Here is a 12,260-nt window from a genome sequence, read left to right as displayed (position 1 = left end):
TCCGACCACCTGACGGTCGGTAGCACCGTCACCGACATGCTCACCAACACGCGACTGCCGGACGTGGGTGACGGTCACACCCTGCGCCTGAACCTCCAACCACACCAAGGCCTATCACTGCTCCTGACCCCACCAGAACGGCCCTAGACACCGGCAGCGGGCCGGCCGGGCGACCATGCACAAACCCAGGCGACGTGGCAATTGGCTCACGTGCCACGGAATTTCTGGCAGCGCCGAGAGACTTACCCAGCGCTGCTGGGCCTGGACCGCACCGTCTGAAGCCGCACGATGGCCCGGTCAGCGGTCACCTCGACGGACACGTCGTCAACGAGATGGCGCGCCATCCACAACCCCCCGACCCGACAGCTGGTCGACTGTCGGGGCCCGGGTCACCGGCATGGACGGCCAGACGCGCCGGTTCTCGATCTCGAAGACCAGCTGGTGCCCGTCGTCCCAAGCCCGCAAAACGCCAGTCCCTGCCCCGTGCACAACACTGTTGGCGGCGACCTCGTGGACCGCCAGCACGACGTCGGCGGCCTGCTGCCGGTCCACGCCCGTCAACATTCGCCGCACCGCAGCACGGACCCTGGACAACTGGTCGACCGTGAACTCCAGCCGGCCGAGGTCCCGCCCGCCAGCCGGCCTGCCGGCCACCCTCCCGAGAGGGCCCCGCTTGGTGCTCAGCGTCGGTATGGCGGTCTGTGTCGAGGGCCGGTTCAACGGCCAAAGCATCAAGCAAGCTCCGAAACCCGTAAGAAGCCCGAACCACCAGTCTCCGGAGATCAATCTCACCGTCCCAGCCTCGGAAACGCCGTAACACTGACGCGCGATGCTGCCCCACCTTACGGGCGCAGTCTCATTCTTAGTCGCATCCGTAAGCGTCCACGTAGGTCCCGGACGGTCCTCACTCACTGTCTCGCGCGCTCAGCCGCTGCGGGCACACGTCGACGAATCGAACGTCGCAGAACTCGAAAGCGTGTGCGGGGGTAACTCCACCGGGGGTTCACATCCCACCGCCACCGCATCACCGCTGACGCCGGCCGCCCCTGAGCGTGGCGGCCGACGTCCACCGCGTTCGTATGCTGCCGGGCATGTCCGAGCCGCCTCGTCGCTCTCAGCGGCCCCGGTGGTACCTCGAGCTCGCCGGACTCGTGGGCGGGTACGTCGCGTTCGGTGCGGCTCGCGCCGCGGTCGACCGCGGCGACCCGACGGCGACGGACAACGCCCTGCTCATCCAGCGGGCCGAACGGTCGATGCGGATCGCGGTCGGGGGGTGGATGAACGAGCTCGCTGCGAGGCACGACGTCGTCGTCTACGCGACGGGCTACTTCTACCGGCTCTGTCTGCTCGCGGTCCCCGCGGTCCTGGCCTGGCTCTACGTGGCGTCCCCGGCCGACTACCGCCGGTGGCGCACCGTCCTGGTCGTGGTGACCCTCGTCGACCTGCTACTCGTGTGGCTCTTCCCGGTGAGCCCACCGCGGTTCGCGCAGCCCGGGATCGTGGACTACATCGCGGGTGCCGACATCCTCGGCGGTGCCGCCGCGTCCGTGCCTCGCCCTGGCGTCAACCTGCTGGCCGCGATGCCGAGCATGCACGTCGCCTGGACCACCTGGTGCGCGGCTGCCGCCTGGTCGGTACTGCGCCGCCCGTGTCGGCAGGTCGCGGTGCTGGTGTGGATCTTCCCGGCCCTCACCGCCCTCGTGGTCCTGGCGACCGGGAACCACTACGTCCTCGACGTCGTTGCCGGCGTCGTTCTCGTCGCCGTTACCGCGGTGATCTTGCCTCACCATCGCGGCGAGTAGCGCCACCGAGGACCGACGGCTCTGAGGTGCTGCGCGTCGGATCTGAGGTGAGCTCCTCATGTGGGTCCCTGCCGCGCGACGAGACCGTGGCGTCATGTTCCGCACCGCCCTTCCCGCCATGACGCCTCTGGGCGTCGCAGCGGCCTACCAGTGGCCGTACATCGACTCGCCGGACTGCGGCGCGCTGCCGTGAGCGCCACCTCGAACCTAGGTCCGGTCGTCACGCTCGTGGCCGCCGTCCTGGTCGGAACCGGCCTGGTCACGGCCGACGTGCTCACCGACCCGGCCCACACCCGAGCCGAGACGCCGGTGGCCACCGCCGGGGCGAGCGCGACTCCCGCGGCGACGACGTCCACGGCGAGCGCGGCGTCGCCCCCGACGACCGCGACCACCAGCGACGCGCCGTCCACGGCGCAGACGGTGGCGCAGACGGTGGCGCCGACGGTGGCGCCGACCACTCCGGCGTACGCCGCCGCCTACCTCTCCCCGGCGGTCTACGTCGGCCGCGACGCCACCCGACGGACCAGTGTGGCCGTGGCGGTGCGCGACGGGAAGGTCGCCGCGTACGTCTGCGACGGGAAGTCCCTCGAGTCATGGCTGACCGGCACCGCCGCCGGGACGACCGCCACCCTCGCGGCCGGCACCGACCGTCTGACGACCGAGGTGACGAGCCGAGGGCTCCACGTGACGGGCACGGTCCACGGTCGACCCGTCGACGTGACCGCCGCCCTGGCGTCCGCCCCGGCCGGCCTCTACCGACTCGACACCAATGGCACGACGGTCGGCTGGATCGTCCAGCCCGACGGCACGCAGGTCGGCCTCCGGTCCCGATCCGGCGTCGTCGCCCCGGCGCCGGTCCTCGTCCCCGGACGGGCCGTCACGCTCGACGGCCAGCAGGCATACCCCCAGGAGGTGAGCGGCGATGACCGCTTCTGACGTCAAGTCCCCCGTGACGAGCCGGCCGGGGCTCGCCCTCCTCGCCGTACCTGTCGTGGCCGGCGTCGGCGTGGCGGTCGCGCTCGGTGTCTACGGGTCGGTGCACGAGCCGGCGCAGTACGGGATCGGCATCGCGGGCTTCTCGACCGGAGCGGTGGCGAAGTCGTGGCTCACCACGGCCGCGGTCGTGCTGGCCGTCGTCCAGGTCGTCACGGGAGCGGGGATGTGGGGCTGGTTCGGTCTGGGCGACCGAACCTGGGTCGCGCCGTTGCACCGGTGGTCCGGTCGCCTCGCGGTCCTCGCCACGCTGCCCGTGGTGACGCACTGCCTGTATGCGTTCGGTGTCGAGCACGACAACCCACGGGTCCTGGCCCACTCGCTGCTCGGCTGCCTGTTCTTCGGCGCCTTCACCGCCAAGATGCTCGCGTTGCGTCCGACGTCCGTCCCGGGCTGGACGCTCCCCGTGCTCGGCGGCCTGCTGTTCACCGCCCTGGCCGGGCTCTGGCTCACGTCGGCGCTCTGGTACTTCACGACGACGGGAGCCCTCCGATGAGCACGACCTCGACCGCAATCTCTAGTTCAGAGCCCGCGCCCGGCCTGCAGGCCCGCCGCCCGGTCCTGTGCGGCGCCGCGGCGATCTGTGTCACGGCCGTCGGCGGCTGCGCGGGCTACGGCAAGGGCCGCCCCGCGCCGCCGCCCGCAGCTCCGGCTCAGGCCGTTCCACCGGCTCAGGTCGCCCCACCGGGTCAAGCCGCAGTCAACGCGCCGACACCGATCGCCAAGCTCGCCGACCTCCCGGTGGGCGGTGGGGCAGTCCTCGCCGACCGGCAGCTCGTCGTGACGCGCCCGACCGCGACCGAGGTCCGGGTCCTGAGCGCCGTCTGCACGCACCAGGGCTGCCTCGTCGACTCCGTCGCGAACGGCACGATCTCGTGCCCCTGCCACGGGAGCGCGTTCTCGCTGACCGGCGAGGTCACGTCGGGGCCGGCCGCGCAGCCGCTCCCCGCGCGGCAGTTCTCCGTCGTGGACGGTGTCGTCACGCTCTAGAAAGCCGTGTAGAAAGGCCGACATGGCCCGCCCGGTGATCGCCGTCCTCAACGGCCCGAACCTCAACCTGCTCGGCGAACGTGACCCGTCGGTCTACGGGTCCGAGACCCTCGCCGACATCGAGGCGCGCTGCGCCGCATACGCCGATGGTCTGGGGTTCGACGTCGACTGCCGCCAGAGCAACCGCGAGGGCGAGCTGGTCGACATGGTCCAGGACGTCCGGCACGGGGCGGGGATCGTCATCAATGCCGGCGCCTACACGCATACCTCCGTGGCGATCCGCGACGCGCTGGTGACCGTGACGTGCCCCGTGGTCGAGGTGCACATCTCGAACGTCCATGCGCGAGAACGGTTTCGCCACTATTCGTACCTGTCGGCCGTGGTCACCGGCGTCATCGTCGGGCTCGGTCCTCAGGGGTACGAGCTGGCCATCGCCGCGGTCGCGGCTCGGGCCTCGACGACCTGACCGTCAGCAGGGGTTCGGGACCGCAACCGTCGCCGTCGGAGTCGCCGCGACAACCAGAGCCTTGAACCCGTTGCCGATGACGAGGTCGACGGTCGCATCCGCCCTCGTGTCCTGGGTGGGCTTCGACCCTTCGACCTGCTTGGCCACGAGATCCGCCGCGGCCTTCCCGTTGGGGCCGAAGCGGACTTCGGCTGGGCCGTCGATCTTCTTCTTCAGGGGGTCGTTCGTGACCTGGCCGATGACGAACCCTCGCGCCTTGATGTCCTTGGCCGTGGAGGCCGCAAGTCCCGCACGGTTCGTGGCGTTGTAGATGTTCACCGTGATCTGGGCCGGCGTGATGGCCGCCGGAGCGGCTCCCGCCGTGAAGTCGCTGGTGGGACAACCCGACGCGGCGGGGCTCGACGGCCGGTTGAAGTAGGAGGCCGCGTAGTAGAAGGCGCCGGCCAGCAGGGCCACCAGCACGACGAGGATGATCGCCGTTCGCCGGTTTCTCCGGTGCCGCTGCGACGCCGCAGACTCCACCACGTGACTCACGGAGGTTAGTGAAGCACGAGGACGCGTGCGTGGAGGGTGGGTCGCTGCTGGAGAGCGGCGCGCAGCGCGCGGTGCAGTCCGTCCTCGAGGTACAGGTCGCCCTTCCACTCCACGACGTGCGCGAAGAGGTCCCCGTAGAACGTCGAGTCCTCGGAGAGGAGCATGCCGAGGTCGAGCGTGGTCTTGGTCGTGATCAGCTCCTGCAGCCGCACCTGCCGGGGCGGGACATCGGACCAGTCCCTCGCCGAGACGTGCCCGTGGTCGGGGTACGGGCGCGTGTCGCCGATGGCCTTGAAGATCACCGCCGCAGTCTAGGGCGACGTATCCGGTTGCTTCCGGGCACGACCAGTTCCGGCCCCGTTCCTACGGGTTGGCCCCGATTCGCGCGGACTAGCATGCGAATCGTGACCGATGCGACCACGCCCCCGCCACCTCCGTCAGTGCCCGCCGCACCGGCGGCGACCAACCCCGCGGGACCGGTTCCCGACCAGATCGCGGCCATCACGGCGGGGTACGGGTTCGACACCCCGTCCTTGCTGTTCGGGAGCGCAGTGTTCGAGGACACCATCTACCCCGAGGCCAAGGTGCGGATCCCGCTCTCCGTCATGAACCGGCACGGGCTGGTCGCCGGCGCCACCGGTACCGGCAAGACCAAGACCCTCCAGCTCATGGCCGAGCAGCTGTCGGCCCAGGGCGTCCCGGTCTTCCTCGCGGACATCAAGGGCGACCTCAGCGGCATGGCCGTCGCAGGGGAGCCGAACCCGAAGATCGAGGAGCGCTGCGCGAGCATGGGGCTCGCGTGGGAGCCGAAGGGCTATCCCGTCGAGTTCCTGTCGCTCGGTGGCATGGGCCAAGGGGTCCCGATCCGTACCTCGGTCACCTCGTTCGGTCCGGTCCTCATGTCGAAGGTGTTAGGGCTCAACGCGACCCAGGAGTCCAGCCTCGGTCTTGTCTTCCACTACGCCGACCAGCGCGGACTGCTGCTCGACGACCTCAAGGATCTGCGAGAGGTCATCTCGTACCTCAACTCCGACGAGGGCAAGGGCGACCTCAAGGAGCTCGGAGGCCTGTCGGCGGCGACCGCCGGGGTGATCCTGCGCGAGCTGATCACGTTCTCCGCCCAGGGGGCCGACGTCTTCTTCGGGCTCCCCGAGTTCGACACCGCCAGCCTGTTGCGCACCGCCGCCGACGGGCGCGGCATGGTGACGATGCTCGAGCTGCCCGCGGTGCAGGACCGCCCGGCGCTGTTCTCGACGTTCCTCATGTGGCTGCTGGCCGACATGTACCACGACCTGCCGGAGGTGGGGGACCTCGAGAAGCCCAAGCTGGTGTTCTTCTTCGACGAGGCCCACCTCCTGTTCAACGACGCGTCGAAGCAGTTCCTCGACGCGATCCAGCAGACCGTCCGGCTGATCCGCTCCAAGGGCGTCGGCATCTTCTTCGTGACGCAGTCACCCAAAGATGTCCCGGGCGACGTCCTGGCCCAGCTCGGCAACCGGGTCCAGCACGCTCTCCGCGCTTTCACCCCGGACGACGCCAAGGCGCTCAAGGCGGCCGTCTCGACCTACCCCACCAGTGACTACGACCTCAGCAAGGTGCTGACCTCGCTCGGTACCGGCGAGGCAGTCATCACCGTCCTGTCCGAGAAGGGTGCCCCGACACCGGTCGCCTGGACCCGGATGCGCGCGCCCGAGTCGTTGATGGCCCCGGCGCCGACCGAGACCCTGACGCAGATCATCAGCGTCAGCCCGCTCAACGAGGCGTATGCGACGGCGCAGGACCGCCAGTCGGCGTACGAGACGCTCAACGCCGCGACGCAGGAGCAGGCGGCCGAGGCCGCCGCGGCGGCGGCCGCCGAGGCACAGGCCAAGGCGGACGCCGCTGCCGAGGCGGCCCAGGCGAAGGCCGACGCCGCTGCGGCCAAGGAGGCGGAGCGGGCGCAGGCCGCTGCGGACAAGGCCCGGCTGCAGGCCGAGAAGGAGGCCGAGCGGGCCCGGGTTGCCGCGGAGAGGGAAGCCGCCCGCCAGGTGGCGGCCGACGCGAAGCGCCAGGCAGCTCAGCCCACCGTCGTCGAGTCGGTCCTCGGTAACTCGGCGGTCAAGTCGATGCTCCGGTCGGCCGGCACGGCGCTGGGCCGCGAGATCACCCGGAACCTCTTCGGGACGGCCCGCCGCCGCTGACCTGTCCGCTTCCAGACGGCCGTTGTTGTCGGTTTCCTCGCGCCCGGCGGCCCGAAACCGGTAACAACGGACGTCCGGAAGCGGGGTGTCAGGGGGCCCGGAGGCGTTGAGCGAGCACTCGCCCGAGCACGCCGACCGCGAACACGCCTACGCCGACCGCCACCGCGGCCCACGGCAGCGTCACCACGAGGACCACGCAGCCGACGATCCCGAGGAGGTGCAGCCCCCGTGGCCAGCGCCGGTGTGTCGCGTCCTGGGTGACCGCCGCGGCGTTCGCCACCGCGTAGTAGACGAGCACCCCGAACGACGAGAACCCGATGACGGCCCGCACGTCGAAGGCCACCACGAGCAGGACCACCACGGCGCAGACCGCCGCCTGCGCCGCCTGGGGAACGCCATGCCGCTCGTCGACCGTCGCCAGCACGGCGGGCAGGTCGCGTTCCCGTGCCATCGCCAACATCGTCCGGCTGACGCCGGTGACGAGCCCGAGCAGGGCACCGAGGCTGGCCAGGACGGCCGCCACACGGACGGGCGCGCCCATCCAGCTCACCCCCGCCTGGTCGGCGGCGGCGAGCAGCGGAAGGTCGGACCCCGCCACGCCGGCCGGGCCGAGGACGGCGAGGAGAACCACCCCCACGACGGCGTAGAGGACGACGACGATCCCCAGCGCTCGCGGGATGGCCCGCGGGATCGTGGTCTCCGGGTCCCGCACCTCCTCGCCCAGGGTGGCGATCCGCGCATACCCGGCGAACGCGAAGAACAGCAGCCCGGCGGACTGCAGGATCCCGTATGCGGACGACGTCCCCCACCCCTCGAAGGGCGAGTGCCACGTGCGGTTCGAGACGCCGATGGCGACCAGCGTCACGCCGAGGATGCCGATGGTCAGGACGACGAGCACCGTGGCCAGCCGCGCGGTCTTCGTGATGCCGCGCAGGTTCACGATGGTCAGGCCGACCACCGCCGCGATCGCGAGGAACCGGGTGGCCCGGGCGTCGCCCCCGACGGCGTAGGTCGCCACGGTGAGCGCCATCGCCGCGCACGACGCAGTCTTGCCGACGACGAAGCCCCACCCGGCGACGAACCCCCACCACGGCCCCAACCGCTCCCGGCCGTAGACGTACGTGCCGCCGGAGGTCGGGTACTGCGCGGCCAGCTGTGCCGACGCCGTCGCGTTGCACCAGGCGACGACCGCCGCCACGACCAGCCCGACGAGCAGGCCCGAGCCGGCAGCAGCCGCAGCGGGGGTGAACGCCGAGAACACCCCGGCGCCCACCATCGACCCGAGCCCGATGACGACGGCGTCCCGCACCCCGAGTCGGCGGTGCAGCGCGGGGCGGCCCTGGTCAGTCGTCGGCGTCGTCCTCGCTGTCATCCCACCCGGCGAAGTACGTCACGACCTGGATCTCCGGGTTGTCGGCGACCTCGAGGACGAGCTGACGCAACCCCACCTCACGGTGGTCGGGGAGCCGAACGCGCTTGATGCCACTGCGGTTCGGTGGGCCGTCGTGGCGTTCCCACCACGTGCGGGCCTCCGGCGTGATCGTGAAGATCTCCTCGAGCAGGGCCATGAACGACGGGTCGTGCCCGAACTGCGAGTACGACTCCCGGAAGTGCGCGACCTGGTTGCGCGCCTCGGCCTCCCAGTCGACGTAGAGCCGGCGGGCATACGGGTCGCAGAGGTAGAACCAGAGCATGTTCTGCTCCTCCGGCGGCCGGCGGTGCCAGTTCGTGAACAGCAGCTCGGCGGCGCGGTTCCAGTGCATGAGGTCCCAGCGTGCGTTCATCGTGTAGGTCGGGTTGGGGTCGAGGACGTCGACGAGCTCGTGCACCTCCTCGCCGATCTCGGTGAGGATCGAGTGGTGGCGGGGCGGCTCACCGGTACGGAGGTCCAACAGCTGTCGTTGCTCGCCGGCGGTGAGGTTCAGGGCACGACCGATCGACCGCAGCACCTCCTTCGAGGGCCGCACGTCGCGGCCGCGCTCGATGAACGTGTAGTACGCGACGGAGATGTCCGCGAGCTCCGCGACCTCCTCGCGCCGCATCCCGGGGTCGGCCGAGCTGCGCTGTCCGCGGGGGCGGCGAAGGCCGGCCTCCTCGGGTTGGAGCCGCATCCGGCGCTCGCGGAGGAACTCCCCGAGCGTGGGAGCGGGGCCGCCGCTCCCGTCGCCGCCCGTGGCTGCCATGGCGCCAGTGTGCCAGCGGGCCGCGCTACCCGCCCGATGGTGGTGGTGGAACTTCGAGGACAGCGCGTATGCCCCTCCATTAGCGTGGTGGGCATGGCAGGTCGTGCGCGCAGCACCACCCGGCCGCCTCGGGTCGAACCCGAGTCGCCGGCCGGCTTGCTGGTTCGGCTCCGAGGTCTCCGACCGTCCCTGTCGCCGGCGGAGGACCGGGTCGCCGAATGCGTCCTGGCCGACCCGCGCGCCGCCGCGGCGCTGACCATCAGCGAGCTGGCCGACGCGGCCCGGACCTCCGAGACGACGGTGCTCCGGTTCTGCAAGCGACTGGGCATGCCCGGCTACCCCCAGCTCCGGCTGGCGCTCGCCGCGGAGTCCGCCCAACCCCGGCTGCTCACCGCGTCGACAAGCGACATCAACGAGGACGACACCGTCGACGACATCATCTCCAAGGTCGCGTATGCGGATGCGAGCGCCGTCGAGGAGACCGCCCAGCAGCTCGACCGCGAGGCGCTCACCAGGGCCGCCGACGCGATCGCCGCGGCCACGCGGGTCGACCTCTACGGCATCGCCGCGAGCGGGGTGGTTGCCCTCGACGCCCAGCAGAAGCTGCACCGGATCGGAGTGCTCGCGTTCGCCTGGAACGACCCGCACGTCGCCCTGACCAGCGCGACGCTCCTGGGCCCCGGCGACGTGGCGATCGGTATCTCGCACTCGGGAACCACCAAGGAGACCATCGAGTCGCTGGCCAAGGCCCGCAGTCGCGGAGCCACGACGATCGCGATCACCAACTTCCCGCTGTCGCGCCTGGTCGGGACGGCGGACATCGTCCTCACGACCGCCGCCCGCGAGACCTCGCTGCGCTCCGGCGCGACGGCGAGCCGGATCGCCGCGCTGACCGTCGTGGACTGCCTCTACATCACGGTCGCCCATCGCGACCTCGACCGGGCGACCAAGGCCGTCGCCGAGACCCGGGCGGCCGTCGCCGGCCACCACGTCTGAGAGGCTCCGCCCATGCCTGGCGTCAGTCGTTGGCGTGATTGACCGTGGTCATGGAGGAAACTAACATCCGCAGCGTGGAGGACGCCGTCAATGTCAGTGCGCCGACGGAGGACCGCAACCCGGCCTCGGTGCACATCGACCGGCTGCCCACCCTCGAGGTGCTCCAGCTGCTCAACGCCGAGGACTCCACGGTCCCGACCGCGGTGTCGGCGGTGCTGCCCGAGCTGGCCCGGCTGGTCGACGCCGCCGTCGTGCGGATCCGGGCGGGCGGCGGTGTGCACTACTTCGGGGCCGGGACGTCCGGCCGGCTCGCCGTGCTCGACGCCGCGGAACTGATGCCGACGTTCAACTCGCCGGTCGGGCTGTTCACCGCCCACCACGCGGGTGGCGCCGAGGCCCTGCTGTCCGCCGTCGAGAACGTCGAGGACGACGAGGAGGCCGGCCGCCGCGAGGCGCAGATCCTCCGGTCCGGCGATGTCGTCATCGGCCTGACCGCGTCCGGACGCACGCCGTACGTGCGCGGCGCCCTGACGGTGGGCCGGGAGCGCGGCGCCCTCACGGCGCTGGTGACCGCTCACTCCGAGTCCGAGATCGGTGCGCTCGCCGACTTCGTCATCGCCCCCACCACTGGGCCCGAGGTCGTCACCGGGTCGACCCGACTCAAGGCCGGGACGGCGCAGAAGCTCATTCTCAACGGCTTCTCGACGTCGGTGATGATCGCGCTCGGGCGGACCTGGTCGAACCTCATGGTCGACGTCGTCGCCACCAACGCCAAGCTGCGCGGCCGGGTCGTGCGCATCCTGCGCGAGGCCACCGGGGTCGACGAGGAGTCCGCCCAGAAGGCCCTCGCCGAGGCGGGCAACGAGCTGAAGCCGGCTCTCCTGCACCTGCTCACCGACATCCCAGCGGCCGATGCCCGGGCCCTTCTCGACGCGCACGGCGGTTCCGTGGCGGCCGCGCTCGGCGCCATCCCGCCGACGCGCTAGGGGACCGGGTTGGGCGTCGTCGTCGGGATCGACGTCGGCGGCTCCGGACTGCGCAGCCAGGTGGTCGTCGACGGCGTTCCCGGACCGGTCCGCTCGGGCGCCGGACTGCGGATCGGACCGGCCGGGATCGACGTCGTCGCGCTCGTCGACTCCGTGGTACCGCTCGTTCCCACCGGACCCGACGTCCTCGTCTGGTCCATGCGCGGCCTCCTGGCGCTCGCCGACCCGAACCAGGTCATGGCGCTGGTCCGGGAACGCGTCGGGGCTCACGATGTGTGGGTATGCGGCGACGCTCTCGCCGCCATGGTGGGGGCCGTGGGGTCGGTCCGACCGGGAGCGGTCGTCGCCGCGGGAACGGGGGCGGTCGCCTTCGCGACCGACTTCGACCGGGTATGGCGACGGGTCGACGGGTGGGGGCACATCCTCGGCGACCGCGGCTCGTCGGTCTGGGTGGGTCTGCAGGCGCTCGAGGCCGCCCTCATGACGCTCGACGGGGTGACGGCCGGCGGGGAGGCCCTGCTGGCCGCCGCCACCGAACTGCTCGGCCCGCCGGAGACCTGGCCCCGCCTGGCCATGACCCGGCAGGACGCGGTGGCGGTCATCGCGGGCGTCGCACCCCTGGTGACGGCCCTGGCCCCGACCGACGAGGTCGCCGCCCGGATCTGTGCCCAGGCCGGCCGCGAGCTCGCCCACTCCCTCGCCGCGGCGGCGGCGGGGATCGACGGCGTCGGCCTGTCGCGTACCGGGGGCCTGCTGAGTGCAGCACCGGTGCAGGAGGCGTTCGACGCGGAGGCGGCCACGCTCGGACTGGACGTCCAGCCGCCGGTCGGCACCGGCCTCGACGGCGCGGTCCTGCTGGCCGAGCACCTGGCCGCCGGCCAGGAGCTGACCGGCCACGCCGCATACCTGCAGCGGGGCTGAGTCGCCGTTTCAGGGGGAGTCGCCTGGCGTGGAGCCACGAGGGGCCGGCGGCGGAGCGCCGGCACGGAGCGGAGGATAGGGGATTCGAACCCCTGAGAGCTTTCACTCAACACGCTTTCCAAGCGTGCGCACTAGGCCACTATGCGAATCCTCCGCCGCGCAGGCTATCCGAGGTCGCGGCGGCGGCTGAAATCCGCTTGAGGGTGTCA

General features: G+C 71.5%; 14 protein-coding genes and 1 tRNA gene. 9 read left to right on the top strand and 6 right to left on the bottom strand.

Translation table 11 applies throughout. From position 1 onward, the window contains the following. Positions 1-324 precede the first annotated feature (324 nt). On the bottom strand, positions 325-732 hold the full coding sequence (locus VIG79_RS19775; RefSeq protein WP_414672600.1) for an ATP-binding protein: 408 nt from the start codon (positions 730-732) through the stop codon (positions 325-327). Positions 733-1,091: 359 nt separating this feature from the next. Between VIG79_RS19775 and VIG79_RS07770 the strand changes: the two genes are divergently transcribed. From VIG79_RS07770 to aroQ, 5 genes are all read left to right on the top strand, one after another. Then, on the top strand, positions 1,092-1,802 hold the full coding sequence (locus VIG79_RS07770) for a phosphatase PAP2 family protein (RefSeq protein ID WP_331884264.1): 711 nt from the start codon (positions 1,092-1,094) through the stop codon (positions 1,800-1,802). A 189-nt stretch (positions 1,803-1,991) separates the two neighbouring features. Then, positions 1,992-2,738, top strand: coding sequence for a hypothetical protein (locus VIG79_RS07765; RefSeq protein ID WP_331884262.1), 747 nt, complete (start codon positions 1,992-1,994; stop codon positions 2,736-2,738). After that, entirely contained in the window at positions 2,725-3,291 is a 567-nt protein-coding gene (locus VIG79_RS07760; protein WP_331884260.1) for a DUF6529 family protein, read from the top strand. Before VIG79_RS07765 ends, VIG79_RS07760 begins: the two co-directional genes overlap by 14 nt. After that, entirely contained in the window at positions 3,288-3,785 is a 498-nt protein-coding gene (locus VIG79_RS07755; protein ID WP_331884258.1) for a Rieske (2Fe-2S) protein, read from the top strand. The genes VIG79_RS07760 and VIG79_RS07755 overlap by 4 nt, the downstream gene beginning before the upstream one ends. Positions 3,786-3,807: 22 nt before the next feature. Beyond that, positions 3,808-4,251 (top strand): type II 3-dehydroquinate dehydratase, encoded by a 444-nt coding sequence (aroQ, locus tag VIG79_RS07750; protein WP_331884255.1) that lies wholly within the window; start codon positions 3,808-3,810, stop codon positions 4,249-4,251. A 3-nt stretch (positions 4,252-4,254) separates the two neighbouring features. On the opposite strand, the gene VIG79_RS07745 is transcribed toward aroQ, so the two are convergent. Next, positions 4,255-4,785, bottom strand: coding sequence for a LytR C-terminal domain-containing protein (locus tag VIG79_RS07745; RefSeq protein ID WP_331884252.1), 531 nt, complete (start codon positions 4,783-4,785; stop codon positions 4,255-4,257). Between the two features lie 5 nt (positions 4,786-4,790). Next, positions 4,791-5,087 (bottom strand): type II toxin-antitoxin system VapB family antitoxin, encoded by a 297-nt coding sequence (locus VIG79_RS07740; RefSeq protein WP_331884249.1) that lies wholly within the window; start codon positions 5,085-5,087, stop codon positions 4,791-4,793. 93 nt (positions 5,088-5,180) lie between these two features. On the opposite strand from VIG79_RS07740, the gene VIG79_RS07735 reads away from it, so the two are divergent. After that, the gene (locus VIG79_RS07735) at positions 5,181-6,965 is read left to right on the top strand and encodes a helicase HerA-like domain-containing protein (RefSeq protein ID WP_331884246.1); all 1,785 of its coding nucleotides are present in this window, start codon (positions 5,181-5,183) and stop codon (positions 6,963-6,965) included. An 88-nt stretch (positions 6,966-7,053) separates the two neighbouring features. Here VIG79_RS07735 and VIG79_RS07730 read toward each other — a convergent pair whose 3' ends face one another. Both VIG79_RS07730 and VIG79_RS07725 read right to left on the bottom strand, forming a co-directional pair. Continuing rightward, positions 7,054-8,337, bottom strand: a complete 1,284-nt coding sequence (locus tag VIG79_RS07730; protein WP_331884243.1) for an APC family permease — start codon at positions 8,335-8,337, stop codon at positions 7,054-7,056. After that, complete coding sequence (locus VIG79_RS07725; RefSeq protein WP_331884240.1) at positions 8,309-9,148, bottom strand: helix-turn-helix transcriptional regulator; 840 nt, start codon at positions 9,146-9,148, stop codon at positions 8,309-8,311. The genes VIG79_RS07730 and VIG79_RS07725 overlap by 29 nt, the downstream gene beginning before the upstream one ends. 93 nt (positions 9,149-9,241) lie before the next feature. Here VIG79_RS07725 and VIG79_RS07720 point away from each other — a divergent pair, with 93 nt between their 5' ends. The 3 genes from VIG79_RS07720 (at position 9,242) to VIG79_RS07710 (ending at position 12,051) form a co-directional block, all read left to right on the top strand. Continuing rightward, the gene (locus VIG79_RS07720) at positions 9,242-10,144 is read left to right on the top strand and encodes a MurR/RpiR family transcriptional regulator (RefSeq protein WP_331884237.1); all 903 of its coding nucleotides are present in this window, start codon (positions 9,242-9,244) and stop codon (positions 10,142-10,144) included. 74 nt (positions 10,145-10,218) lie between these two features. Next, on the top strand, positions 10,219-11,130 hold the full coding sequence (gene murQ, locus VIG79_RS07715) for an N-acetylmuramic acid 6-phosphate etherase (protein WP_331884234.1): 912 nt from the start codon (positions 10,219-10,221) through the stop codon (positions 11,128-11,130). Between the two features lie 9 nt (positions 11,131-11,139). Continuing rightward, positions 11,140-12,051 carry a BadF/BadG/BcrA/BcrD ATPase family protein gene (locus VIG79_RS07710; RefSeq protein WP_331884232.1) on the top strand — a complete coding sequence of 304 codons (912 nt, stop codon included), beginning with the start codon at positions 11,140-11,142 and terminating at the stop codon, positions 12,049-12,051. A 69-nt stretch (positions 12,052-12,120) separates the two neighbouring features. Here VIG79_RS07710 and VIG79_RS07705 read toward each other — a convergent pair. Beyond that, positions 12,121-12,205 (bottom strand) — tRNA-Ser (locus VIG79_RS07705). Positions 12,206-12,260: the final 55 nt, after the last annotated feature.

Origin of the sequence: Lapillicoccus sp. (assembly GCF_036559105.1) — a bacterium.
Lineage (GTDB): Bacteria > Actinomycetota > Actinomycetes > Actinomycetales > Dermatophilaceae > Lapillicoccus.
The sequence above is the reverse complement of the archived record's forward strand: the minus strand, read 5'-3'. Positions and strand labels throughout refer to the sequence as shown.